General features: G+C 61.9%; 29 protein-coding genes. 19 read left to right on the top strand and 10 right to left on the bottom strand.

What is annotated here, in order from left to right; all coding sequences use genetic code 11:
• Positions 1 to 120: 120 nt before the first annotated feature.
• A complete protein-coding gene (locus VFU66_RS08285) occupies positions 121 to 1,518 on the top strand; it encodes a glycosyltransferase family 39 protein (RefSeq protein WP_326445770.1) in 1,398 nt (465 codons plus the stop codon).
• Here the strand turns inward: VFU66_RS08285 and VFU66_RS08280 are convergent.
• The 4 genes from VFU66_RS08280 to relB form a co-directional block, all read right to left on the bottom strand.
• Complete coding sequence (locus tag VFU66_RS08280; RefSeq protein WP_326445769.1) at positions 1,486 to 2,349, bottom strand: phosphatidate cytidylyltransferase; 864 nt, start codon at positions 2,347 to 2,349, stop codon at positions 1,486 to 1,488. The genes VFU66_RS08285 and VFU66_RS08280 overlap by 33 nt on opposite strands.
• Before the next feature lie 172 nt (positions 2,350 to 2,521).
• Complete coding sequence (locus VFU66_RS08275) at positions 2,522 to 3,226, bottom strand: DUF4136 domain-containing protein (RefSeq protein WP_326445768.1); 705 nt, start codon at positions 3,224 to 3,226, stop codon at positions 2,522 to 2,524.
• 138 nt (positions 3,227 to 3,364) lie between these two features.
• Positions 3,365 to 4,324: an undecaprenyl pyrophosphate synthase gene (uppS, locus tag VFU66_RS08270; protein WP_326445767.1), complete on the bottom strand. Its 960-nt coding sequence runs from the start codon at positions 4,322 to 4,324 to the stop codon at positions 3,365 to 3,367.
• A 167-nt stretch (positions 4,325 to 4,491) separates the two neighbouring features.
• On the bottom strand, positions 4,492 to 5,025 hold the full coding sequence (gene relB, locus VFU66_RS08265) for a type II toxin-antitoxin system RelB family anti-toxin (protein ID WP_326445766.1): 534 nt from the start codon (positions 5,023 to 5,025) through the stop codon (positions 4,492 to 4,494).
• Positions 5,026 to 5,246: 221 nt separating this feature from the next.
• Here relB and VFU66_RS08260 point away from each other — a divergent pair, with 221 nt between their 5' ends.
• The 7 genes from VFU66_RS08260 (at position 5,247) to VFU66_RS08230 (ending at position 10,809) form a co-directional block, all read left to right on the top strand.
• Positions 5,247 to 5,858 (top strand): HD domain-containing protein, encoded by a 612-nt coding sequence (locus VFU66_RS08260; protein WP_326445765.1) that lies wholly within the window; start codon positions 5,247 to 5,249, stop codon positions 5,856 to 5,858.
• 99 nt (positions 5,859 to 5,957) lie between these two features.
• Positions 5,958 to 6,674 (top strand): N-acetylmuramoyl-L-alanine amidase family protein, encoded by a 717-nt coding sequence (locus VFU66_RS08255; RefSeq protein ID WP_326445764.1) that lies wholly within the window; start codon positions 5,958 to 5,960, stop codon positions 6,672 to 6,674.
• Positions 6,671 to 7,297, top strand: a complete 627-nt coding sequence (locus VFU66_RS08250) for a GerMN domain-containing protein (protein ID WP_326445763.1) — start codon at positions 6,671 to 6,673, stop codon at positions 7,295 to 7,297. The genes VFU66_RS08255 and VFU66_RS08250 overlap by 4 nt, the downstream gene beginning before the upstream one ends.
• A 279-nt stretch (positions 7,298 to 7,576) precedes the next feature.
• Positions 7,577 to 8,467, top strand: a complete 891-nt coding sequence (locus VFU66_RS08245) for a glutamate racemase (protein ID WP_326445762.1) — start codon at positions 7,577 to 7,579, stop codon at positions 8,465 to 8,467.
• 408 nt (positions 8,468 to 8,875) lie between these two features.
• Positions 8,876 to 9,253, top strand: coding sequence for an EVE domain-containing protein (locus VFU66_RS08240; RefSeq protein ID WP_326445761.1), 378 nt, complete (start codon positions 8,876 to 8,878; stop codon positions 9,251 to 9,253).
• 156 nt (positions 9,254 to 9,409) lie between these two features.
• Entirely contained in the window at positions 9,410 to 10,177 is a 768-nt protein-coding gene (locus VFU66_RS08235; RefSeq protein WP_326445760.1) for an enoyl-ACP reductase FabI, read from the top strand.
• Positions 10,178 to 10,296: 119 nt separating this feature from the next.
• Positions 10,297 to 10,809, top strand: coding sequence for a DinB family protein (locus VFU66_RS08230; RefSeq protein ID WP_326445759.1), 513 nt, complete (start codon positions 10,297 to 10,299; stop codon positions 10,807 to 10,809).
• Positions 10,810 to 10,816: 7 nt separating this feature from the next.
• Here VFU66_RS08230 and VFU66_RS08225 read toward each other — a convergent pair whose 3' ends face one another.
• Both VFU66_RS08225 and bshC read right to left on the bottom strand, forming a co-directional pair.
• Positions 10,817 to 11,125, bottom strand: a complete 309-nt coding sequence (locus VFU66_RS08225) for a hypothetical protein (protein ID WP_326445758.1) — start codon at positions 11,123 to 11,125, stop codon at positions 10,817 to 10,819.
• Between the two features lie 29 nt (positions 11,126 to 11,154).
• On the bottom strand, positions 11,155 to 12,780 hold the full coding sequence (gene bshC, locus VFU66_RS08220) for a bacillithiol biosynthesis cysteine-adding enzyme BshC (RefSeq protein WP_326445757.1): 1,626 nt from the start codon (positions 12,778 to 12,780) through the stop codon (positions 11,155 to 11,157).
• Positions 12,781 to 12,888: 108 nt separating this feature from the next.
• Here bshC and VFU66_RS08215 point away from each other — a divergent pair, with 108 nt between their 5' ends.
• The 11 genes from VFU66_RS08215 to VFU66_RS08165 all read left to right on the top strand — a co-directional run bounded on the left by VFU66_RS08215 (position 12,889) and on the right by VFU66_RS08165 (position 22,081).
• Positions 12,889 to 13,512 (top strand): NUDIX hydrolase, encoded by a 624-nt coding sequence (locus VFU66_RS08215; protein ID WP_326445756.1) that lies wholly within the window; start codon positions 12,889 to 12,891, stop codon positions 13,510 to 13,512.
• Positions 13,513 to 13,858: 346 nt separating this feature from the next.
• Complete coding sequence (locus VFU66_RS08210; protein ID WP_326445755.1) at positions 13,859 to 14,080, top strand: cold-shock protein; 222 nt, start codon at positions 13,859 to 13,861, stop codon at positions 14,078 to 14,080.
• A 133-nt stretch (positions 14,081 to 14,213) separates the two neighbouring features.
• Entirely contained in the window at positions 14,214 to 15,971 is a 1,758-nt protein-coding gene (polX, locus tag VFU66_RS08205) for a DNA polymerase/3'-5' exonuclease PolX (protein ID WP_326445754.1), read from the top strand.
• Positions 15,972 to 16,022: 51 nt separating this feature from the next.
• Positions 16,023 to 16,991 (top strand): heme o synthase, encoded by a 969-nt coding sequence (gene cyoE, locus VFU66_RS08200; protein WP_326445753.1) that lies wholly within the window; start codon positions 16,023 to 16,025, stop codon positions 16,989 to 16,991.
• Positions 16,991 to 17,548 carry a DUF420 domain-containing protein gene (locus tag VFU66_RS08195; RefSeq protein WP_326445752.1) on the top strand — a complete coding sequence of 186 codons (558 nt, stop codon included), beginning with the start codon at positions 16,991 to 16,993 and terminating at the stop codon, positions 17,546 to 17,548. Before cyoE ends, VFU66_RS08195 begins: the two co-directional genes overlap by 1 nt.
• 1 nt (position 17,549) lies before the next feature.
• Positions 17,550 to 17,774: a hypothetical protein gene (locus VFU66_RS08190; protein ID WP_326445751.1), complete on the top strand. Its 225-nt coding sequence runs from the start codon at positions 17,550 to 17,552 to the stop codon at positions 17,772 to 17,774.
• Between the two features lie 63 nt (positions 17,775 to 17,837).
• Positions 17,838 to 18,290: a single-stranded DNA-binding protein gene (locus VFU66_RS08185; RefSeq protein WP_326445750.1), complete on the top strand. Its 453-nt coding sequence runs from the start codon at positions 17,838 to 17,840 to the stop codon at positions 18,288 to 18,290.
• 191 nt (positions 18,291 to 18,481) lie between these two features.
• Positions 18,482 to 20,236: a TIGR03118 family protein gene (locus tag VFU66_RS08180; RefSeq protein ID WP_326445749.1), complete on the top strand. Its 1,755-nt coding sequence runs from the start codon at positions 18,482 to 18,484 to the stop codon at positions 20,234 to 20,236.
• A 113-nt stretch (positions 20,237 to 20,349) separates the two neighbouring features.
• Positions 20,350 to 20,688, top strand: a complete 339-nt coding sequence (gene cyaY / locus VFU66_RS08175; RefSeq protein WP_326445748.1) for an iron donor protein CyaY — start codon at positions 20,350 to 20,352, stop codon at positions 20,686 to 20,688.
• Positions 20,689 to 20,848: 160 nt separating this feature from the next.
• Positions 20,849 to 21,637: a glycosyltransferase family 2 protein gene (locus tag VFU66_RS08170; protein ID WP_326445747.1), complete on the top strand. Its 789-nt coding sequence runs from the start codon at positions 20,849 to 20,851 to the stop codon at positions 21,635 to 21,637.
• A 24-nt stretch (positions 21,638 to 21,661) separates the two neighbouring features.
• Positions 21,662 to 22,081, top strand: coding sequence for a cobalamin B12-binding domain-containing protein (locus VFU66_RS08165; protein WP_326445746.1), 420 nt, complete (start codon positions 21,662 to 21,664; stop codon positions 22,079 to 22,081).
• A gap of 9 nt (positions 22,082 to 22,090) precedes the next feature.
• On the opposite strand, the gene VFU66_RS08160 is transcribed toward VFU66_RS08165, so the two are convergent.
• The 4 genes from VFU66_RS08160 to VFU66_RS08145 form a co-directional block, all read right to left on the bottom strand.
• Complete coding sequence (locus tag VFU66_RS08160) at positions 22,091 to 22,828, bottom strand: SDR family oxidoreductase (protein WP_326445745.1); 738 nt, start codon at positions 22,826 to 22,828, stop codon at positions 22,091 to 22,093.
• 31 nt (positions 22,829 to 22,859) lie between these two features.
• Entirely contained in the window at positions 22,860 to 23,282 is a 423-nt protein-coding gene (locus VFU66_RS08155; RefSeq protein WP_326445744.1) for an acyl-CoA thioesterase, read from the bottom strand.
• A 133-nt stretch (positions 23,283 to 23,415) separates the two neighbouring features.
• Positions 23,416 to 24,195 (bottom strand): enoyl-CoA hydratase/isomerase family protein, encoded by a 780-nt coding sequence (locus VFU66_RS08150; protein WP_326445743.1) that lies wholly within the window; start codon positions 24,193 to 24,195, stop codon positions 23,416 to 23,418.
• Positions 24,196 to 24,320: 125 nt separating this feature from the next.
• Positions 24,321 to 24,650, bottom strand: a 330-nt coding sequence (locus VFU66_RS08145; protein ID WP_524536963.1) for a hydroxymethylglutaryl-CoA lyase-like TIM-barrel protein, incomplete at its 5' end; no start/stop codon positions are given.

Raw genomic sequence — 24,650 nt, 5'->3', positions numbered from 1 at the left:
CCCCGGCCGGTCTTCCCGGAACCTGGCAAGCCCCCCTAAGTGCAATCGTATGCAGCGAAACCTTCCGCGTCAACGCAACCCCGCGGAAGGTGTTGCGCAACCAGATATGATGCACAAAGGATGACCCGCAGCCGCCTCAATCTAGTGATCTCCGCAGCCGCCGCGCTGGTGGCCGGAGCCATCCTGCGGCTGTGGTTTATCGCCCATGCGGGCACCATCGCGGGCGACACACTGCTCTACGGCGACATTGCAAAAAGCTGGATGACCCGGGGCGTCTATGGCTTTGCCGCCTCCGGCCAGCCAACACTGATTCGCCTGCCCGGATACCCCCTCTTTCTGGCCGCGTGCTTCCGTGTATTCGGCATCGAACACTACACAGCCGTCATGTACGTGCAGTGCATGGTCGATCTTGCCACCTGCCTGCTGGTGGCTGCGCTGGCGGGAAGACTCTTCGGAAAGAGGGCCGGTCTCGCGGCGCTCTGGCTTGCGGCGCTCTGCCCGTTCACGGCAAACTACGTCGCGGCTCCGCTGACGGAAGTTCCCACACTGGCTACGATTGCGCTGGCGTTTTATGGCATGGAATGCTGGCGCGCCGCCGGAGCCGGATGGAACCGCTGGCTCTGGATCACCGCTGCCGCACTGTCTTATTCGCTTCTGTTGCGGCCCGAGCAAGGCTTGCTGGCCGCGGCCGTCGTTCCGGCTATGCTGTGGATTGCGTGGCGCGCAGGCGGCGGGGACGTCGTGCGGAAGACGCTTCCCATCGTGGCAGCAGCGATCTGCGTAGTGCTTCCGCTCATCCCTTGGGCGGCGCGCAACTGGCACACATTTCACGTCTTCGAACCGCTTGCGCCGCGCTCGGCCGCAGACCCGGGAGAGCCTGTGCCCAACGGGTTCAACCGCTGGTACAGGACCTGGGCCATCGACTTCACCTCAACCGACGCCGTCTACTGGAACTACAACGCCGCGGAGATTGCCATTGCCGACCTGCCGACGCGCGCATTCGATTCGGACCAGCAGTATGCCCGCACCGAAGCTCTGCTGACCGAGTACAACCAGACCTGCGACGCGAAGCCGGAGTACGACGTGCAGTTCGCCGCCCTCGCCCGCGAGCGGATCGAGGACAATCCCATCCGATACTACGTGGCGCTGCCGGTGGCCCGCGTGGTCAACATGGTGCTGCGGCCGCGAACTGAGCTGCTACCGATCGCACTCGACTGGTGGAAGTGGAGCAAGCATCCGCGCGAAAGCGCCTTCTCGCTCGCGTTCGCCGCGCTGAACCTCGCCTACCTGGTCGTGGGCCTGCTGGGTCTGTGGCGCTGGCGCGCGCGAGGATGGGACGGCAACGCGCCGCTCGCCTGGGCCATGATGGGCTACGTGCTGCTCCGCCTGGCACTGCTGCTGACCATGGACAACTCCGAGCCGCGCTACACGCTGGAGTTCTTCCCATGCCTCGTCGTCTGGGCAGGGGCGCTGTTCTCGCCTTCTTCAGAACCGTCCCAGACCGAAATAGTCCTTTAGCAAGAGCGCGTACCAGAGGACGGGCGCGGCAAGCAGCAGGGCGTCAATGCGGTCGAGGATGCCGCCATGTCCAGGCAGCATCGTACCGGAGTCTTTAACGCCCGCTCCGCGTTTGATGGACGATTCGAGCAGGTCGCCAACCTGCGCGGCGATATTGAGGATCGCAGCCAGCACGAGCGTCTGCCACAGCGGCTCCGAGATATGCAGCAGCATGTTGCCGCGCGCGGTCAGGGCGTTGGCGGTCTCTGCCAGCGCGAGCGCGATCAGCACACTGCCGGCGATCGACGCAATCGATCCAGCCCACGTCTTGCCCGGGCTCAGGCGCGGCGCGAGCTTCCGCTTGCCGAATGCGCGTCCCACGTAAAGCGCGGCCGTGTCGCCCACCCAGACCGAGAGCATCAGGAAGAGGACGAGCGTCGGGCCGTTCTCCTTGCTCCACAGCAGCGGAATGAGCGTGAGCGGGTACGCAATATAGATCAGTCCGAAGAGTCCCTGCGCCGTGTCGGGCAGAATCTGGATCAGCGGCGAGCGGAAGGCGTTCCACGCAAAGAGTACGAGCGTCAGGGCGCTCAGCACAGGAAGCTGATCTTCGACGGGGAAGTTGGGCAGCGTGACGACAAAGGCGGTGGCGGTCGCGGCCACCATCCACCAGAACGGAATGCGGAGCTTCGCGCCATGCGTCTCAGCCCCGACGGCGGCGAGCTGGAGGTACTCATAAACGGCCAGCTCGGCAACAATGGCGGCAAAGAGCGTGAGCATCCAGAGCTTGCCGAAGAAGACCAGCGCAAGCACGGCTGCGATGAGGACAAGAGCGGTCAGGACTCGTTTCATTCAGTTGCAAGAATACAGGGATCAGGGATCAAGGCACAGGGTCAACAAACTCCACGGCCACTGCTCATCTCACGTGAGACGGCAGTGGCCGTGATTGAGTTGTTGTCATTCCCGAAGGGAATCTGGGCTTCGCATCTGCCCGCACCAAACGACAGCTTCAATCAGACCATCCTCAGATGGGGCAGAAGGGTGTGCCGCAAGGACTCGTAGGAGGCGTCGGAAGCTTGGGCTGGCTCATGTGAGTCACCTTGTAAATGCCGAAGCCCATCATGCCCACGCCGACTCCAATGAGCGTGCCGAACAGTATTTTTTCGGAGTTTGGCGCGCGTGTGTTGTCGCGAGCCGCCTTTGTCTGCTCAGCGGTAAGCTGTTCGCCGGTCAGTTGACGGACATGATCGACGAGGACGGCCACCGACTTGTCGAAGCCCTTATCGCGCGACTTCTGCCTGCCCGCCGCCCGAACGTTGGCGGTCGTGGTCCAGAGAATCGCGTTGGTTTTAGGATCGCGGATGCGAAGGACGAGTTGAGGATCGTAGCCGCCGGGCGCGTCGTTGCCCAGGCTGGCCGTGGTCAGAGCGATGGCTTGTATCTCGAAGATGAGGTCGGCCGCCGAAGGGGACTGGATGATCCGGAAGCGGTTCCACTTTTCGAGATCGTTGAGAAGCTGAGTGTAGCCTCGGTCCGGTCCGCCGGTGAACATGTTGAAGTAGTTGCTGCCGCCGGCGTTCGAGATAAAGATCGTGTGGGCGGAGGCGATCTGCGGAGGAACCAGGGTGGACGCGGTGGACGCGGTGCTCTGCGCCAGGACGAGGGTGGTGGTATTGAGAAACGCGAGGGTGAGAGAGAAGCAAAGCAGCTTACGAATAGTAGTGTGCATGATGCACTCTCCTTAGTACTGCTGCCATGGGGACGCGGGAGAGGGCAGGAAAGATGCGATAAGTTATACGAATAAAATCGTTTAAATACCACCAGGCGCGCCGGAGAGCATCCTTGCCCGGCAGGTTAGCGGTTACGCTTAGCGGCGGGGCAGCGCGTGGTCCGCTTTCGACTCTGACCGCGATTCGGATTCGGGCAGCAGGTGGTCCTTGATCTCTTCGGCAACCTCATCGGCAGGTTCGAGCGTGCTGAGGTTTTCATCGGTCAAATTCTCGCCGAGCCCACCGAAGCGGCGCTCGCGGCGCTGATAAGCCTGGATGGCTTCGAGCAGATGGATGCCGCGGAAGTCGGGCCAGAGACGGTCGGTGATGAAGATCTCCGAGTAGGCGATCTGCCAGAGCAGAAAGTTCGAGATGCGCTGTTCACCCGAGGTGCGGATGACCAGGTCAGGGTCCGGCATCTCGCGCGTGTACAGCGCCCGGGCGATGCTGGCTTCGTCGAGCGATTCGAGCGCCCCTGCGCCGAGCAGGTCGTCGATCGAGCAGCCGCGCGTGTGCGCCTCGGTGGCCAGATTGGTGAGGATCGAACGGACCGCATCGACGATCTCGGTGCGCGCCCCGTAGTTGAGCGCAAGCGTCAGCGTGGTGCCGGTGTTCTTCGCGGTGGACTCCATCGCCCACTGCATCGTGTCCTGCACCTCCTGCGGGAGGTCGTGCGTGCGGCCAATATAAGCCATGCGCACGTTGTTGTCGTTCATCCGCTTCACGTTGCCGATCAGGTAGGACTTCAACAGCTTCATCAGAAAGCTGACCTCGGCCTTGGGGCGGCGAAGGTTGTTTTCGAGCGAAAAGGCGTAGAGCGTCAGCCAGGGAAGGTTGATGCGCGAGGCGGTCTCGACGACATACTGGACGGACTCTGCTCCCTTCTGGTGGCCGAGAAAGCGTTTGAGCGCACGTTTGCCTGCCCAGCGGCCGTTGCCATCCATAATGATGGCGATGTGCTGCGGCATCCGCGCCGAGTCAAGCTGGCGATAAACAGACTGCTCCTCGGGGGAAAGTTCGTGAATGCGGCTGGGGAAGGATGGGGGAGTAAACGCCAAAGCAACCTCGCAATCTTTGACGCTAGCACACTGGGTAGGGGTGTGCAATGAAGTCTTGTCGGCAAGGAGGTTAATGGACGCAGCAGTGTCCGATTGGAGCGGAGAGGAGAGCGCCGCGCCATCGAGGCGCTCTCCCGGGAGGTCTTGCGCAACCTGATGCCGAGCGGTTAGGCCGAGCGGCGGCGTCCCTGAGCAAGCTCACGGACGTGGTTCAGGAAGATTGACCGTTGTAGCTCGTCAAGCTGCGAAGCGTACATCGCAATCTCGGCAAGGAACGGGTCGGCCATCAGCACAGCAGTTTCGTCCTGGCGGCGGGTGTTCGAGTCGCGCAGCAAGGTCGAGATGTCCACCTGGAGCGCCCTGGCCAGCCGGTCGAGCGACGAGAGCGTCGGCATCGCCTTGCCGTTCTCGATCTTCGAGATGTAAGTGCGGGGCACGTTCATCCGCGCCGCAAGCTGACGCTGCGAGAGATTGCGCACATGGCGCAGATCGCGCACAGCATTGGCCACTTGCAGGCCGTCTGACGATGCGGGGGGTGGGGGAACGACGGCAAGCGGGGCCGACGCGGGCTCGGGGACTTCAACCTCGAGACATTGGTGGCAGCGGCGGCAAAGTGAGTTCGACGTGCGGAACTGCACCAGGCTGCAATGGTCGCAGCGCAGTACCTCACGCTGTTCAACGGGTGCCATCATGGTTGCCATAAGTTGTCTAATGCGGGCGGACCCAGAGCAAGGACCGCAGCACATGTCCGATAACGGAGCACGCGATGTGCCTAGAGTGACACCGGGTTCCTCCGGAGTCAAGAGGAAAGCCGAGAATTCAAGGTAGAATGCCTGAAAAACCCGAAGAGGGAATCAAGGTAGTAACTTGTTTTGAGGGCCGGACTGGGGTTGCTGGGTCTGGGATTGGAAAGCGAGGGACTATGGCTGATGGATTTTCGCGTGACGCGGCGCTGGCTTTGTTGCGTGAGTGGACGGCGGGTGAGTCCCTCCGGAAACATGGCATGGCGGTGTCGGCCTGTACGGAGGCGTATGGCGCAATGGAGGCCGCGCGGCTTGGGCTGGGCGGCGATGAGGCTGCAAAGTTTGTCGAGATGTACGCCTGCGCCGGTCTGGTGCACGACATGGACTACGAGAAGCATCCGACGGCGGAGGAGCATCCGTTTGTCGGCGTCGCCAGACTGCGCGAGCTTGGCTGGCCAGAGCCTGTGTTACACGCCGTGCTGGCCCACGCGGACTACTCGGGCGTCGCGCGCGAGTCGCATCTGGATAAGGCGCTGTTCGCCTCCGACGAACTGGCGGGATTTCTGACGGCCTGCGCGCTGGTGAAGCCTTCGCGGTCTATTAAGGATGTTGAAGTAGCGGGCGTGAAGAAGAAGATGAAGGACAAAGCATTCGCGCGCGCGGTAAAGCGGGAGGACATTACGGACGGGGCCGCGCTGCTGGGGCTGAGCGTGGACGAGCATGTGGGGAACTGCCTGCGCGCCATGCAGGCCCGGGCCGAGGAACTAGGGCTGGCCGGCGAAACAATTTAGGGATGCTGCCAGGGCATCCGACCGCAGCAGCGATGGCACGCATTCACCTCCAGCCTTTGTCGTCTCTCTACCTGCGGCCAATTTACAATCATCACAACCTTGCTTCCGCTCCGCCGTTCCATCGTCGCGACCCTCTTCCTGCTGGCAACTGCCGCGGCGGCGCAGCAACCCCGCGCGACCATCCTGCTTGACCCCGCGCACGGAGGCCCCGACGCCGGGGCCCACCTTGCCAACAACGTCCTTGAAAAGGACGTGACGCTCGCCTTCGCTGCCCGGCTCCGCGCTGCGCTCGGCGGAGCGAACTTCGCCGTCCTGACCACGCGCGATGCCGACCCTGCCGCCGCCATGCCTCCCGACCAGCGAGCAGGCATCGCCAACCACGCCCGGCCCGCCGCCTGTCTCGTGCTGCACGCCACCGACAGCGGCAACGGCGTCCACCTGGTCGCCTCCGCGCTCACCGCCGGCGCATCACAGCGCACCATCCCCTGGGACACCGCACAAGCCGCATCGATCCCCCAAAGCCTCGCGCTCGCCATTCAGATCGACGCCGCCTTCGTCCGCGCGCGGATTCCGGCACTGCTGCTCCGCGCGCATCTCCGGCCACTCGACAACCTGACCTGCCCTGCCATCGCGATTGAGCTTGCCCCGCTCGACAACCCCGGCGGCAGTCCCACACCAGTCACGGACCCTGCCTACCAGCAGCAGGCAGCCGAGGCCATCGCCAGGGCGCTCACCGCCTGGCGCGCCCAGCCCGCACCGCCCCCCGCGCCACAGCCCGCATCGCCAGCCACGCCATCCACCGGAGCAGCACCATGATTCCTCGCTACCAACGCATTCTCTTCTGGTCGCTCGCCGCCGCCATCGTCCTGGTTGCTGCGTTTCTCTTCCACGCGCACCGACAGACGCTGCGGCGCCTTGCCGCCCCGGCGGATGAGACGCCGATCGCTGCGCCAGGCGCGACCAGCACGCAGGACGTGACCCTCTACCTGGCCAACGACGCGGACGGCACCGTGGCTCCGTCGCAGGCTTCGCTCGCCCTGCCCGACGATCCCACCTCGCGCGCCCGCACCCTGCTTGACCACCTGCTCAGCAGCTACGCGCAGCCTGGCTCCGCGCACCCGCTCCAGAGCGGCCCAGCCGTCGAAGATGTCTTCCTCGTTCCCAACACGCCTTCGACGGACACGCACTCCACCGACAAGACCGAGACTGCCATCGTCAACCTGACCAGCACCTTCTGCGACCGGCACCCCTCAGGCATCCTGGTCGAGACGCTCACCATCCGGTCTATCGTCCAGACGCTCCACGCCGACTTCCCGCGCGTCACCGCGGTCCGCTTCCTGGTCGATGGCCAGCCCCGCGAGACCCTCGCCGGCCACGCTGATCTCACTCGCACCTACTCCGCCACGACAGAGAACCAGCAACCAACAGCCGGCAATTAGTGTCCTGTCCCTGAAGTTCGCAACATCATTCAAGTTGTCATCCTGAGGGGAGTTTGGCGGTTTTTACCCCAAACGGAGTCGAAGGACCTGCGGTTTGCGATTCCAATTTATGCTAAGAACTTTAGAGACACCACACTAGTGCAGACACATCATCGATAACATTTTTTGCATTTCCATTCCGCAGCCCCTTTGCATTTCCATTCCGTACCCTGTGCGAAGTCGAAGGGGGAGGAACTGCTGTTCCTCTTCCACTGCGGCTACATTGAGAACAGCGACCACATGCCTTCAGACCAACTCACCATCGGCGTCTTCGACTCTGGCTTCGGCGGCCTTACCGTCCTGCGCGAACTGCTCCCGTTGCTTCCGGCCTCGCGCTACATCTATCTCGGCGACACGGCCCGCCTGCCCTACGGCTCCAAGTCGCGCGAGACAATCGCCCGCTACGCAGTCTCCAGCGCGCGCTACCTGCACGAGCAGGGAGCGGACCTGCTCGTCGTCGCCTGCAACACGGCAACTGCGCTCGCGCTCGAAGACATCGAGCAGGCGCTGACCATCCCGGTCATCGGCGTCATCCAGCCGGGAGCCGAAGCCGCCCTCCATGCCAATCATAAGAATTGGGTGCCCCACCTTTGCGACGGCAGCATCGTCGCTAAGGTGGGCGAAGCGCCACAAGCCTCAACCGAAAGCCACGTCCTCGTCCTCGCCACCCACGCCACCATCCAGTCTCACGCCTACGCGCACGCCCTCCACGCGCTCGGGCTTGACGCGACCGAGAAGGCCTGTCCGCTGCTCGTGCCGCTGGTCGAAGAGGGCTGGACGAACCATCCTGTCACCGACGAGGTGCTCAAAATCTACCTGACCGAGGCACTCGCCGAGGCTCCGGCGGCGCGCACCCTGTTGCTCGGCTGCACGCACTATCCGCTGCTCGAACCAGCCCTCCGTCGTGTGCTGACCGCGCTCGGCCATCCGCTCACCATCATCGACTCCGCCCATGCAACCGCCCGCGCCACCGCCAGGGCGGTTGCCACCCACTTCCCGGACCTCAGCCCCGTCGCGGAGCCTGCGTGCACCTTCTACGCCACCGACTCCATCGAGAAGTTCCAGCGCCTCGGCTCCGCCTTCCTCGGCCGTCCGCTGGCCAAGGTGAACCTGCTCGACCTCGGCGGCTGACACCCGTCCATGCCGCACCCCCGTTGCATTTCCATTCCGCAGTTTTTGCATTTCCATTCCGTACCCTGAGCGAAGTCGAAGGGGGAGGAATCCGCTTTCCCCCTTTCCGCCGCAAAATCGCGTGTCAAGCCCCAAATCGCTTATCCAACTGAAAACAAACAGGAAGCACTTGGCGGGGAATCCCGGCGCAAATCGCTACAATAGAAATAGGGACAAAAAGACGGACTGAGTCGAACCGCCTGAACTTAAATCCTTTATTTGAAGTACTTTAGCCGTAACCCCTTTGTTTAAAGGATTTTACCGATAAGTCCTTTGTTTAAAGGAATTTGCACATTAAAGTATGGGGGGGGACCCTGTCCTCCGCGCCACCGGATGCCCTACACTACTTCCCGACCCAACGGAGCAACGATGCCCTTTCTCTTAAAGACCGAGCCCGACAAGTACTCCTACGACGATCTCCTGAAGGACGGCGAAACCACCTGGGATGGCATCACCAACAACCAGGCCCTGCTCTACCTCCGCAACATGAAGCCCGGCGAAAAGCTGGTCATCTACCACTCGATGGTCGGCAAGGCCGCCGTCGGCACCGCGAAGGTCGTCTCAGTCGATGCCGCCGACCCGAAGAACCCCAACGTCCGCATCAAGCCGGTCAAGCGCCTCAAGAAAGAGAAGTCGCTCGACGAGATCCGCCAGGCCGGAGTCTTCAAGGACTCGCTGCTCTTCCGCCAGTTCCGCCTCTCCGTCGTCCCGTTGACAGACGCGCAGTACGACTGGCTCCTCGCCTGAACGATTGTCCGTCAGAGTGAAATCGTCATCCTGAGCGAAGTCTTATCGTGGGAGCCGTAGTCGAAGGACCTGCAGTTTTGGCACGTCCCGCATGACTCATATCCCACACACTGCTATTCTTACCAACGGAAACTCGAACAGGAGCACTCACCCGCAATGATCGATCTCAAAGGCAAAGTCGCCGTCGTCTTCGGCCTCGCCAACAAGCGCAGCATCGCATGGGGCATCGCCCAGAAGCTCTCCGAAGCCGGAGCCACCCTTGCCATCTGCTATCAGAACGAGCGTCTCAAAAGGGAAGCCGACACCCTCATCCCCGAGTTGAAGGACGCCCGAGCCTACCAGTGCGACGTCAGCTCCGACGCCGAGATCGACACCCTCTTCACCCAGCTCAAGGCGAACTACGGCACCATCCACATCCTCGTCCACGCCGTCGCCTTCGCTCCCCCCGACGAGATCAAGAACGACTTCCTGCTCACCAGCCGCGAGGGCTTCCGCATCGCTCACGATGTCAGCGTCTACTCGCTGATCGCCGTCAGCCGCGCCGCCGTCCCGCTCATGACCGAAGGCGGCTCCATTCTGACCCTCACCTACTACGGCTCAATGAAGGTCTTCCCCAACTACAACGTAATGGGCGTGGCCAAGGCCGCGCTGGAAGCCACCGTGCGGTATCTGGCCGCGTCGCTCGGCAGCAAAAACATCCGCGTCAACGCCATCTCGGCCGGCCCCATCAAGACGCTGGCCGCCCGCGGCATCGGCGACTTCACCAAAATCCTCGAAGCCGTCGAGCAGCGCGCCCCGCTGCACCGCAATGTAGACCAGCTCGAAGTCGGCAACACCGCCCTGTTCCTGTCGAGCTCGATGGCCAGCGCCATCACCGGCGAAGTCACCTACGTGGACTGCGGATACAACGTCACCGGACTCTAGAAATCTCAGCCGCGAACGAGCCCTGCTGACACCATGCTGTCAGCAGGGCTCAACTATTCTTCATCCTGAAACCGCAGGAGCCCATCTCATTCGAAGGACCGCGTAACCGAAAGGATTCCATGACGATCGCTGAACTGCTTCTTCAGGACTACGACGTTGAGATCTCACACACGCGCCGCACACTCGAGCGTGTTCCCGAAGGCAAGAACGACTGGAAGTGTCACGAGAAGTCCATGGCGCTGGGCAGGCTGGCTATGCACTGCGCCACGCTGCCGCAGTTCGGCTACTACATCATCGAAGACGAGGGCATGGACCTCGCCGCTCCCAGGCGGCCGCACCTTCCGCTCGACTTCACCACGCGCGAAAATGCCCTCAAGCAGCTTGACGAGTCCGCGTCCCGCTGCCGCTCCGCGCTGGCCGCAGCCAGTGACGAACACCTTCAGAAGGTTTGGCCCTTCACCTGGGGAGAGCAAGTCATCTCCAACGGTTCGCGCACGGTTGCGTTCCGGCAGATGTTCTTCAACCACCTGGTTCACCATACAGCGCAGTTAGGTGTCTATCTGCGGCTGAACGACATCCCGGTGCCCGCGCTCTACGGCCCCTCCGCCGACGAGCAGTGGTCGCCGAAATAGGCCTCGACTAGTCGAGGTCGAAGTCCCGGAGGGGGCGCTCGCCGAGCGGCGTCTCCTTTGCCTTCTTCACCGCCTCAGCGAACTTCTTTGCCAGCACGTCGTCCTTGTTCTTCTGGGCATCGACGCTCTGCTGAAAGATGGAGTCGCGGCGGGCATCCGCCTCGCGGAGCGCCTTGGCGGCCTCGCCGAAGTCCTCGAACATCTTCTTCTTCGGAGCGGACTTGTGGGAGATGATGGCGCGCGTCACCGGGTCGATCTTCAACATCCCGCCGCAGTCCGGACACATGACCTCGAATGGCTGGTCGCTCAGTCCCATGGAACACCTCTCGGCTTCCATTTTACGGCTTACAGGCGCACGGCAACATGGCTGGGACACTGGTTCGCCGCCACCTCGACCAGCCGCTCCACCAGGCCGTCGCCGTAGCGGGCCATGAACCATACGCCGGCGATGACGCGCTCCTGCGGGTGTCCGTCGGGAAAGAGATTGAGCGTGAGCGTGTCCGCGTGCTTGCGCAGGCTGGCGTTTTTCTGAAGCTCGAAGGTCGAGGCCATGCGGCGCAGGCGGTTCATCTGGTAGAGCATCTTCGAGCCGGACGCCTCGGCGGACTGGCCGAGCGCCGTATCGACGGCCTTGAGATAGTCGGTCAGAGCGGTAAGCTCACGGTCGAAGGCGTCGCCTGCGGCTTCGATTCTGCGCTTGGCTTCGACGGGCATCGCTCGCTCGCCGAGTTGCTGCGCCAGTTCGTCGGCGGTGGTGAATGCGGCGGGAAGCGCGACTTCGTCCTTGTCCATGACGGCGGCGACAGCAGGCTCGATGAGCGTGGCGCTGAGGCGCGGAAGGATGGGGGTGACGCGGCCAAGAATTGCCTGATAAACAGCAGAACTCTGGGCGAAATAAGCCACTTCAGCAGGACCGCCGACGTAAGCCGTGGTCGGCAGGATGGTGTCCTGAAAGACGGGACGCAGCAGTGCGTTGGGGCTGATGCGCTCGGGCGCGGTGTCGAGTATCGCCAGCAGCTCGGCGGTCGAATAGGTGCGTCCGTTGGCCTTCCACGCGGCTTCGGGCGGAGCATCGGACTGACGCTTCAGGGCCTGGCGCTCGCCGGTTGCTTCGTTGATGAGGAAGAGCAGCGATGAGCCTTCTGTAACCAGCACCTGCGCGTGATAGCCCGCCAGGACAAGCTGGTCGCTGCGAGCGATGAGCACCTGCTGCAGATCCTCGGCGTGTTCAATGGCGTACCGGAGCGTCTTTGCGCCGAGGGCGTGGAATTCGCGCGTGGAGGCGTCCATGATGACCAGACCCTGCTCGCTGAAGATACGAGCCATCAGGCGGCCGAAAGCGAGCGCGAGCGTTGCCTGCTCGCCGCTGGTGGAGCGATAACACTCGCGCAGCCACTCGCTGACGGGAGCGTGGCCGAGCAGTTCGGCAGTGCGCTCAAGCACGGTGTCAAGCTCCGGCCCGGGGACGACGCCGCCGACCGGAGCGGAGTTCGATTGCAGTCCTGCGTGTAGCGTCTCGATGGAGGTCTTGGTTAAGAGTGCGACCTGATCGACTTCGGCGAGATCGTGGTCTTCGGTCGCCATCCAGAAGACCGGGACGTGCTCGACGCCGGTCGCGGTGGTCGCGGTCTTCGCGCGCGCGATGGCGGTTGCGGCTTTGAGGAGCGTCAAGAGCGGTCCGCCGAAGAGGACCACCTGCTGGCCTGTGACGACTGCCCGCGCTCCGGCGCGGAGCTTGCGGATGTTTTCAGAGGCAGCGACACCCGCGCCGAATGCGCGGTTCTGTTGCTCAAGAAGATCCGCCAGCGCATCAGAGTGATCGCGGCGAGGCGCGGGGTCCATCCAGCCCATCGAGAAGGGAGCGGCCCCGTACCAGTTGTGCAGCGGAGACTCCACACCCATGGCGAGATAGTCGCGGAACAGGGGCGATACGCCCGGCAACACCGTCATGGGGTAACACTCAATGCTCATTCGAGACTCGTCCCTTCCGGCTTCGCCGGCACTTTTAACCTTACATGGTTGCGCATTCCGTTGGATGTTCGGTGCCCAATCCGCGATGCAGGATGTTACCGTAGGCTTATGCCAGCAAAGACGAACAAAGCCCCCAGTGCCACGCCCAGGCCCGCAGCAGGTAAGAAGAAAGCCGCAGCCAGGGTGAAGCTGATCTCGTCCAAAGTCGCCTACAAGGGCAAGGTTTTCTCGGTGTACACAGACAAGGTGCAGGAGCCGGGCGGCTTTGTAAATACGCGCGACGTGATCCGGCACAACGGCTCGATTGTGATTCTGGCCGTGGACGAGTCGAAGGACGCGAGCGACCCGGAGATTATTCTGGAGCGGCAGTATCGTCACGCAGCCGGACAGATTCTACTGGAGCTTCCCGCCGGGCGCATCGAGCCGGGCGAGGCTCCGCTGGCTGCCGCCAAGCGCGAGATGATTGAAGAGACCGGCTATCGCGCCAGGCGGTGGACGCACCTGACGAAGTACTACGCCAGCCCCGGCTTTCTGGGCGAGTCGATGAACATCTATCTGGCACGCGACATCCGGCAGGGCGCGGCCGACCCCGAGGCCGATGAGCAGATTGAGGTTGTGCGGATGCGGCTCTCCGAGGTGCTTGCGATGATTGCCGCAGATAAAGTTCACGACGGTAAGACACTGATCGGCGTCCTCTTTTACGATGCTGCACGCAGGGCGGGGCGGTTCTAGACGGCGTCGGTGGAATCGTTCGTAGTGCATCTACGATTACGGATTACGCTCCGGTGCGCCGGGGCGTTTCGTGTGTCCGGCCAAAGGATCGTTTGCGGTAGATGAAAACTTTGCGTACGGGTGAAAGTTAATCTCGACACGGGTCACACAACTGCATGTTTCATCCGATATTTGTGGTGATTTTCTGAAGTGCTTCGCAGGGTACGCGTACCTTTCCATCAAAAAAAAGCTAGAACTTTGCAGAAAACCCCTCGCCCTATCTTCTGCGTCAGAGTCAGTTGAGCCGCGCTGTAGCCCTTCGGCGTTGCGTCTCGGCTCGAACCTGAAGATAAGGGAGTTCGCTCCATTGGCACAGTACAAAGGCATCGTTAAGTGGTTCAACAATGCGAAGGGATATGGCTTCCTCGGCCGCGACGGCGGGGCAGACGTGTTCGTTCACTACAGCTCGATCCTGCGCGAGGGCTATAAGAGTCTGAAGGAAGGCGACCAGGTAGAGTTCGACATCATCGAAGGTGCAAAAGGCCCGCAGGCCGACCAGGTGGCCCGACTGAAGGAAGTCGCCGGATAGACTTTGCCCTCCCTAACGCGCGCCCCCGAGAGCGCGCCCGCTTTGCTGCATTGCTCCCTGCCTTGAAACAGCTCCATGGTGCATACTGGCCAGACAGGCGCAGCAGAGGGTGCTGCGCGCTGAACAGCCTCCTATGGACAATATCGCCATCGCCCGCCTGCTCGACGAGACTGCATCGCTGCTGGAAATCGATGCAGGCGATCCGTTTCGCATCCGCTCGTACCGCCGCGCCGCCGAGGCCATCGAACAGCAGACGACGCAAGTCTCGACTCTGGTAGGCGACCTGAAACAACTGCTCGCCATTCCGGGCATCGGCAAAGGCATGGCCGCGAACATCGTCGAGATGGTCTCGACCGGCACGATGCCGCTGCGCGAAGAGCTACTCGCAAAATACAAGCCGACGATGCTGGAGTTGCTGCGCCTGCCGGGCATGGGGCCGAAGACGGTTGCGCTGGTGTGGTCGGCGCTTGGCGTCTCCGACATCGATGCATTGGAAGCGGCGGCGAAAGAGGGTAAGTTGGCCGACCTGCCGCGCATGGGGCAGAAGTTTACCGATAAGCTGCTGAAGGGGATCGAGGACTACCGGCGCAATTCGAGCCGCTTCCGCATCGACGATGCGCACGAGTATGCCGAGAAGATCTCCGCGCTCATCCGCGCGTTTCCGGGGATTGACGAGATTACTCCGGCCGGCTCGCTGCGGCGCGGGCGCGAGACGGTGGGCGATCTCGACCTGCTGGTGACGGGGCCTGCGTGCGAGCCGGGTGTGGTCGCGGCAGCCGTCGAGCATGTGGCCGGGTTGCCGCTGATCGACAAGCTGCTGGCCAAGGGGCAGAACAAGGTGAGCTTTACGCTGCGCAACAATCTCCAGGTAGACGTGCGGCTGTTGCCGCGTGCCAGCTACGGCGCGGCGTTGCAGTACTTCACCGGCTCAAAGATGCACAATGTCGCGTTGCGGCAGCGGGCCATCAAACGCGGGCTGACGTTGAACGAGTATGCGCTGGCGCGGCTGGACGACAACGCCATCGTCGCTGCACGGACAGAGGAAGATATTTACCGCGCACTCGATCTTGACTACATTCCGCCGGAGCTGCGTGAGAACTCGGGCGAGATTGAGGCTGCCGCCGCGCACACACTGCCTAAGCTCATCACGCTGGCCGACATTCGCGGCGACCTGCACATGCACACCGAGGCCACCGACGGTCGCAACACCATCCGCGAGATGGCCGAGGCGGCGATGGCGCGCGGGCTGGCCTACATCGCCATCACCGACCACAGTAAAAATCTGGCCATGACGAACGGGCTGGACGACAAGCGCGCGATGGCTCACATCAAGCGCATCCGCGAGGTGGACGCGGAGTTACAGAAGGAGCACAAGGGGAAGATGCGCGTGCTTGCGGGCATCGAGGTGGACATTCTTGCCGATGGCTCGCTGGACCTGGCCGACAAGACGCTGGCCGAGATGGACATTGTGGTGGCCAGCGTGCACTCGCATTTCAACCAGCCCATCGAGGAGATGACCGCCCGCGTGCTGCGCGCGATTGAGAACCCGTACGTGCGCATTCTGGGGCATCCTACGGGGCGCCTGGTGCTGAAGCGCGAGGCGTTTCAAATTCATCTCGATCAGGTGCTCAGGCGGGCGGCGGAACTGGGGGTTGCGATGGAGCACAATGCCGCGCCTGCCCGCTCCGATTTGAACGACCTGAACCTGCGGCTGGCGAAGGAGCTTGGCTGCAAGATCGTGGTCGATACCGATGCCCACGCGACGGGCGAACTGGACCAGATGCGCTACGGAATCACGCAGTTGCGCCGAGCGTGGCTGACTGCGGCGGACGTGTTGAATACGCGGGCGACGGCGAAGACGTTTCTGAAGGAGCTGCGACCGAGGCCGTGAGTTTCGTCCTGAGAGGCCACGCAGGGCGGACAAAAGCGGTATCCTTAGAGGGTGGCAACCTCCGCGACAACTGACCACGTGCTGGCCCCGGCAGAGGCGTGTCCCAAGCCGCGCTCGCTGCTGGCCGACTACGCCACGCTGTTCAAGGTGCGGGTCTCGGCGATGGTTATCATCACGGCGGGAGCGGGGTTCTACCTGGGCAGCCTGCGCAGTGGCATCAGCCCGTTTCACGCAGGGCTGATCGATGCGCTGGGTGGCATCGCGGTGGTCACGTGCGGCTCGGCGGCGCTCAATCAGGCGCTCGAACGGCGCACTGACTCTCTGATGCGCCGCACGTCGAACCGTCCCATGGCTGCGGGGCGCATCTCGCTGACGCATGGGCTTCTGCTGGGCTTTGCGGCTGTCTTTCTGGGCTCGCTCTATCTGGCGCTGACGACGAACCTGCTGACCGGGACGCTGACGCTGCTGACGGCCATCGGCTACGTGGCGATTTATACGCCGCTCAAGCGCGTGACAACGATCAACACGTTTATCGGCGCATTTCCCGGGGCGCTGCCGCCGCTCATCGGCTGGACCGCCGCACGCGGCGTGATCGAGTGGCCCGGCGTGGCGCTGTTTGCGATCCTCTTTGTCTGGCAGTTTCCTCACTTTATGGCGATTGGCTGGATGTACCGCGACGACTACGCGCGCGCAGGGATTCGACTGACGCCTAACCTGGCCAATACGCAGTACGCCGCGCAGAGCACCGTGATTCAGTCGCTCTTCTACGCCGTGCTGATGATTCCGGTGAGCCTGTCGCTGGTGTGGCTGCATACGACCGGCTACGTCTATGGAGCGGTGGCGCTGGGGCTGGGGCTGGGCTACCTGTGGTACACAATCCGGTTCGCGCGCATTACGCGCAACCCGGAGTCGGCGGACTCGCGGCTGGTGGCACGCGACCTGCTTCGAGCGTCGGTGCTGTATCTGCCGCTGCTGATGGCCGCCATGATGCTCGATGCCAAAGGACGCCTCTTCTTCTGATGACGACGGCACCGCCCCAAACCAGCAATTCGGTCCGCACGCCTCCGGGTGTGATTGCGGCCATCATTCTGTTCAGCCTCGCGGCCAGCGCGCTGATCTGCTACCTGGTCTACTTCCACGCGCCGACGGATGTCTCGGGCACGCATCTGCGCTCGCTGCCGCTGCTGAACGCGGTGCTGAACGGGTGCTGCACCACGGCGCTGCTGTTCGGCTATCGCTTTATCCGCACCGGCCGCATTGCGCAGCATCGGGCGGCAATGTTTACGGCGTTTGTGTTTTCGACCATCTTTCTGGTCTCGTACCTGACGAACTTCACATTGCACGGCGAGACGCGCTTCAACCGTCTGAGCGCGTGGTGGCCCTTCTACTGGAAGCTGCTGGCCTCGCACATTGTGCTGTCGGTCTTCGCGCTGCCGATGATTCTGATTACGTTCTTTCTCTCGCTGACGGGGCGCTTTCCGGCGCACAAAAAGCTGGCGCGCTACACGTTTCCCATCTGGCTCTACGTCTCCGTAACGGGAGTCATTGTTTACATCATGCAGGCGGCCATTCACTGACATGCGACCAGACACACGCACACTTCTCCGCTCGGGCATCTACATCTTCGGCACAGGCATTGTTGCCGCGTTGCTGATGTTTACGGTCTTCGGCGGAATCAGCCACCAGGGACCGCATACCAACTCCGGCTGGCTGGCCCTGATACTGGCCATAGGCTGCCTGCCGACTGGCTTTTTGACCCTGTTGCTGGCCGTCTTCAAGCTCATTGGCGACGCGCGCCGGTAGCCGCGTCCACAATCGGGAATCTGCTATCCTCAACGTTCAACACCGCACAATGGAGTTTCGATCATGGCAAAAGGCGTCAACAAAGTCCTTCTTCTCGGCAATGTAGGCAAAGACCCCGAGATCCGTTCCACGACCGGCGGCACCATTGTCGCCAGCTTTTCGCTCGCAACGGCCGACCGTCAGAAAGATCAGCAGGGCAACTGGCAGGACAAGACGGAATGGCACAATCTCGTCGCCTTCAGCCGCACTGCGGAGATCATTCGCGACTACGTCAAGAAAGGTTCGCAGCTTTATATTGAGGGCAAAATTCAGACCCGTTCCTGGGACGATAAAGAGTCTGGTCAGAAGAAGTACCGCACCGAGATCATCGTCAACGAACTGACTCTGCTCGGGAAGCCCGGCGGCGGCGAAGGCGGCTACTCCAAGTCCAACACTGCCGGTTTCGACCAGCGCACGCCAGCCAGCGAGGCACAACATGCAGACCCTGGCATCACCGACGACGATATTCCCTTCTAACTCTGCCTGAACCCGAGGCCCAACGCCGCAAATCGCTGCGTTGGGCCTTCTTCTTTTTGCGTGGGACAAGAAAAGCAATCCAATGACCGATTGCTGACAAGTCCCTGACAACTCCCATTTGCAGACTCACTAATCTCCAACTTGTCCGGACGAGTTCTTCAACCGGCAACGACAGAGAAACGTGAGGTACCATGCGGAACGAGTCAGCAACCCTCCCCAAACTGAATCCCGAACCATTCGTCCGGATCAAGACCGCCCTCAAAGCAGCGGTCGCCCTTCTTCTGGGCGCGGCGATCTCATGCGGTCTCGCAACGGCACAGACGGCCGGAGCCTACCAGGCCACCAACATCATCTCGGACGGTTCCGTCCCCGCTGCGGCCGCCGATCCCAACTTCGTCAACCCCTGGGGCATCTCCGACGCTCCCGGTCAGGTCTTCTGGATCAACACCAACGCAACCGGCTTCGACTATCTCGCCACACCGACGGGAAACATACCCTTCAAGGTCATCATTCCCACGGCGACCGGCAGCGGAACGGGAACACCGACGGGCACGGTCTTCAACCCCGTTGCGACAGACTTTGTTCTCTCCAACGGGTCGCGCGCCTCGTTCCTGTTCTGCACGCTCGATGGGCTGATTACCGGGTGGAACAGCAAACTCGGCACCAACAACAGCATCACGCAGGTCGTTGTGAACAACAGCGTCAACAACGCCTCATACACCGACATGGCGATTGTGAACAACTCCAACGGCGCTTTCATCCTCGCTGCCAACTTCGGTCAGGGATCGGACATCGAGGTCTACGACAACAAGTTCGCGCCAGCCAGATTGGCAGGCAGCTTCACGGACCCCAACCTGCCGTCCGGCTATGCGCCTTATTCCGTCCACGCCATCGGCAGCAAAGTCTTTGTGACTTATGCGCTGCGCGCCAACGCGAGCGGCGGCAGCGGTGGCGGCGGAGGTACGCCCTCCCCGTACGCCATCGACGGCGCGACTCCGTCACCCCGCGCGGTCTCCTATGCTGCGTCTCTCGGCGCAGGAAACGGCCTCGTCGATGTCTTTGACAACAACGGCAACTTTGTCGCGCGCGCCGTCACGGGCGGCAACCTGAACGCGCCCTGGGGGTTGGCCATCGCTCCACCGGCATTCGGTGTCTTCGGCGGCGACCTGCTTGTCGGCAACTTCGGCGACGGCATCATCAATGCCTACGACGCCCAAACCTTCGCCTTCCGCGGCCAGATCGCAGACGGCACAGGCAAGACGATGGTCTACCCGGCGCTCTGGGAACTCATCTTCGGCGACGGCACCTCAGGCTCAGGTGACGTGAACACGCTCTATTTTGCTGCCGGACTGAGCAACGCAGCCCACGGGCTCTTCGGCGCGATCGCCAACAATGCTTCGGCAGGCGGCGCGGCGGCGTTCGGCTTTAGCACCTCCACGCAGGTGGCCACCGTGACGGCGGGAAGCGCAACGCAGCTTGTCGTCAGCGCAGCGCCGACAAACGGCTTCAGCGGCAACGTCAGCCTGAGTTGCAGCGGGCTGCCCACCGGCGCGACCTGCTCCTTCTCGCCCAGCCAGCTTTCGGTGTCGCCCACGGCCAGTGCCACGAGCACGGTCACGATCCAGACCTCGGCGCACGCCGCGCTGACTCCGCCAGCCCATAACGGCAGGTTAAAGGCGATCATCGACTTGGCGTTCCTTCTTCCCTTCGGCTCCGTTCTGGCCCTTTTGCGGAAGCGAAAGGGGTATGGCAACTACCCTCGGCTGCTTGGTGTTCTGTTTCTTCTGATCGCCTCCACGGGAGCTGTAGTGGGGTGCTCCTCGTACATGGCGCCGTCCACGCAGAACAACCAAGGCACTCCCCCTGGCACGATGTCGCGGATCACCATCTCCGCCACGTCAGGCTCCATCACGCAGAGCACAACCGTCTCCCTCAACGTGCAATAAGTTTTTCGACGTCCTACCTCTGGCCGCCCCTCTCACTCAGGGCGGCCCCTTTTTTTGCCTTTGCAACATCGCGGCATAGTGCGCGACTAAATCCAACCGGATAAACTGGAGGCATGATTGACGAAGCCACCTTCCGCCGCGTCTCCGACGACGCCCTCGAATCGCTCAAGCAGTCGCTGATTGCCGCCGAAGACGACGGCCCCGGTTTCGAGTTTGAAGACAATAACGGCGTGATGAACATCGTCTTCGAGAACGGGTCCAGCAAATTCGTCATCACGCCCAATACGCCGATCCGGCAGATATGGATCTCCGCGCAGGCAACCAGCTACAAGCTGGAATGGAACGACGCTGCCGGCGCGTTTACTTTGCCCAAAACCGGCGAGGCGCTGAAGCCACTGACCGAGCGCCTGCTGCGCGAGCATCTTGGCGATTCCACCATTACACTGCCCTGAATTGCGGCCTCGACTGTTGTGTGTTCCAAGTTGGCACTCCCACCGAAGGGCCACTCAAAATCATCGCCTCTGTGCGCGAGTTTCCCGTAAAGTGGAGACATTGCGGTTTCAATCGGCGGCACGTCCGCAGTGAACGCCAGGGCCGAGGTCGTCAACGCTCATGCCAGTCACGCTCTCCGTAGCCATCATCACGCTCAACGAAGAGGCCAACCTCGCGCGCACGCTGGCCAGCGTGCAGTTTGCCGACGAGGTCATCGTCGTTGATTCAGGCTCGACTGATCGCACTCTCGAAATCGCAAGGTCGTTTCCGAATGTGAAGCTCTTTTCCGAACATTGGAAGGGATTTGCCGCGCAGAAGAACTCAGCCATCGACAAATGTACCGGCATATGGGTGCTCTCACTCGATGCTGACGAAGAGCTGACGCCCGAGTTGCAGAACGAGATTCGCCTGCTGTTGCCTGGCAACCCTTCAGCCGATGCCTACATGCTGCGGAGACGCAATCTTTTTCTGGGCCGATGGATCAAGCGCGGAGGCTACTACCCGGACCCCAAGCTGCGCCTCTTCCGCAACCACGCGGCCAACTTCGCTCCTGCCGCGCGTTTCACCGACCGCCCGGTGCATGAGACCATCGCCTTCGAGGGACGGCTCGAAACCCTGAACTACGACCTCATCCACCACGCCTACCCCACCATCGAAAGCTACATCGAGCACATGGACCGCTACAGCACGCTCGGCGCGCAGATACTGGTTGAAAAGGGCAAAATCAGCCGCTCGTGGCTGGCATTCTTTTTCAACATGCGCGTCATCCCGCAGCTCACGTTCATCTGGAACTTCTTTTTTCGTGGCGGCTTTCTCGATGGCCGCGAGGGCCTGCTGCTGCATGCCTACCACTCCACCTACACGAGCTGGAAGTACGCGAAGGCGTGGAACTCTGCGCGGCAAAAATAACCTTGCAGAGGGTATACTTTGCGCGTGCCAACCACGGCTCCAATCCGCGTTCTCGTCGCCAAGCCCGGGCTTGACGGCCATGACCGCGGCGCTAAGGTCATCGCACGTGCGCTGCGCGACGCAGGCATGGAGGTCATCTACACCGGCCTGCGCCAGACGCCGGAGATGATTGTCTCCGCCGCCGTTCAGGAGGACGTGGACTGCATCGGCCTGTCGATTCTCTCTGGCGCGCACAACGTCATCGTGCCCCGCATCATGGAGCTGCTCCGCGAGCAGCACGCTTCCGATATTCTTGTCATTCTCGGCGGCACCATCCCCGACGAAGACGCTGCGGGATTAAAGCAAAACGGCGTCTCAGCCATCTTTGGGCCGGGGACGCCGCTTGAAACGACGATCAACTATATCCGCGACCACATCAAGCCGCGAGGGCTGCTGATCCGCTGACCTGCTGATTTACCACGGCTGCGATTTGCCAAGGTGAAAGTAGCCGCCCGTTGGACCATCGTCGGGCAAGGTCGCCAACTGGACCGACGTTTTGCCGCCTTCCTCGATCTCCAACTGCGCACCTTCGCCGCCCATGTCAGTTTTCACCCAGCCCGGGTCGGCTGAGTTGACCTTGATCTTTGTGTCGCGCAGTTCATGCGCAAGGTGGATTGTGAACGAGTTCAATGCCGTCTTCGATGCGTCGTAGGCAAGGTGCTTCGCGTCGTAGATCGGCGACCCCTTTGTGGCGTGCAGTGTGTTCGATGCCAGGATGCTCGACAGATTCACAATCCGTCCGGCTTCGCTTTTCCGAATCAGCGGCAGCAGCGTCTGCGTGAGCGCGACGACCGCGAAGAAGTTCGTATCGAATGTCCTGCGCAGTATTTCCGCAGAGGTCGTGCTCGTCTCGTTTCCTTTACGGGCGTCAACCAGGATGCCTGCGTTGTTGACCAGAATATCCAGCCGTCCGAAGTCCTTTTCAATCAGCTTTGCCGCAGCAACGTAGTCGGCCGGAGCATTTACATCCAGCTTGATGGCACGTGCATCGATGCTGTCCTTCTTGAGCGAAGCCGCCGCCGCTTCGCCCTTTGCCAGATCGCGCGCGCCCAGCAGCACGGTGATGCCTTGTCTGCCCAACTGCCGCGCCGTCTCCAACCCTATGCCCCGGTTCGCGCCTGTAATCAAAGCAACTTTCTTCACGCTACTCATCGAATGTAGTCCTCCCGCTTGATACAAGAACTTAGATGAGCCAGTCGGCAAAACGCTTCGCATAACGTTCGGGCAGATTGCGCCGCTTCATGTCCTTGCCCACGACAACGTGGCCCGACTCGCCTTCGCACAGCAGCGTTTTGTCATTGACGCGGAGGATGCGATAGCCGAACCGCACCACCGGTCCGCGTGCAGCAAGCAGGCGCGTCTCAATCACTAACTCATCGTCGTAGCGAGCAGGTGCGCGATACCGCGCCTCCACCTGCACCACGGCAATGCCGCAGCCGTCGTCCTGCTCCATCGATTTGTAGTCCAGCCCAAGGTGGCGAATGAACTCCACCCGGCCCACCTCGAACCACACCAGATAGTTCGCGTGATACACCACGCCCATCTGATCGGTTTCGGCATAGCGCACGCGAACCCGCGTCTCGCTGACACGCTTCTTTTCGCTCATGCACTCAGTCTACCGAAGACAAAGAAGGCGACCGCGGATGGCGCGGATTTGCACGGATAAAAGCCAAGAATGCTTCGGAGGTGTTTTCGCGTTCAGAGAAGTGTTTCATCCGTGTTCTCCGTGTAATCCGCAGTCAGCCTTTCCAGATTGGCTTGCGCTTCTCCAGAAATGCCGCTACGCCTTCGCGGAAATCCGGGGTCGCGCGTGAGTCAGCGTTCGCCGCCATCGCGAGCTCAATTGCCCGGTCGAGCCACACTTTGTTCTGCGCCGCCAGCAACTGCTTCGTCGCAGCAATTGAACCTGGACTGTTTGCCTTCAACTCATCAGCGATCTCCACCACTCGCACCTGTAGGTTCTCCGGCTGAACGACCTCGTTCACCAACCCTACGCGGTGTGCCTCTTCAGCAGAGAACAGCCGTCCCGTCATCAGCAGGTCGCGTGCGCGCTTCTCGCCGATCTGTAGCGTCAGGAACGCCGAAACCAACGCCGGGACAAACCCGATCTTTACCTCGGTGTATCCGAACTTCGCCGCAGGCACGGCGAGCGTGAAGTCGCAGATCGTCGCCAGTCCCGTTCCTCCGGCGACCGCCGCGCCATGCACGGCAGCAATCGTCGGCTTCGGTAGTTCGTAGAGTGTGCGAAACAGTCGCGCCACGCGCTCCGCGTCGGCACGATGCTCGGCTTCCGGCTTGTCATTCATCTGTTGCAGCACGCTGAGATCGAGCCCTGCGCAAAACGACTCGCCTGCCCCGGCAAACACAACCACGCGGCACGCCCCAGCGGCGGCCTCTTGCATGGCAGCCAGCAACTCATCCTGCATCTCCGGAGTCATCGCATTGCGCCGTTCGGGACGGTTCAACGTAATCGTCCGAATCCCATCCGCTTCCGCAACCACAATCGTCCTGAAGCCCATACACCCTCCAACCCTGTCCAGCAGTTCAATCACCGAATCAAAATTGTCATCCTGAGCGAAGCTGTTCGCGCTTCTTGCGAACAGCGCAGTCGAAGGACCTGCGTTTTTTTCGCCGGAGCAATCCGCTACTGCACCCGCTCTCCATACTTCCGCGCAATCTCCGCACTGGCCGCGATCAATCCATCAAGCGGCCTGAGCGGCACAAGCTCCGCGCCAAGCGACTTCAACTCCGTCAGCAAAATCTCCGTCGCCACGTTGCCCACCAGCGCATCCTGCGCGAACGGACATCCGCCCAGTCCGCCAATCGCCGCATCGAACCGCCTGCACCCGGCCTCATATGCTGCGCGAATCTTCGCCGCAGCAGTATCCGGCCGCGCATGAAGATGCACACCAACTTCCAGCTCATCATGCACGGCGCGGACATCGGCCACCAGGTCGGCCACCTGCTTCGGCGT

It is taken from the genome of Edaphobacter sp. (genome assembly GCF_035763405.1).
Taxonomy (GTDB): domain Bacteria; phylum Acidobacteriota; class Terriglobia; order Terriglobales; family Acidobacteriaceae; genus Edaphobacter.
This window is presented reverse-complemented; position numbering and strand designations above follow the sequence as displayed.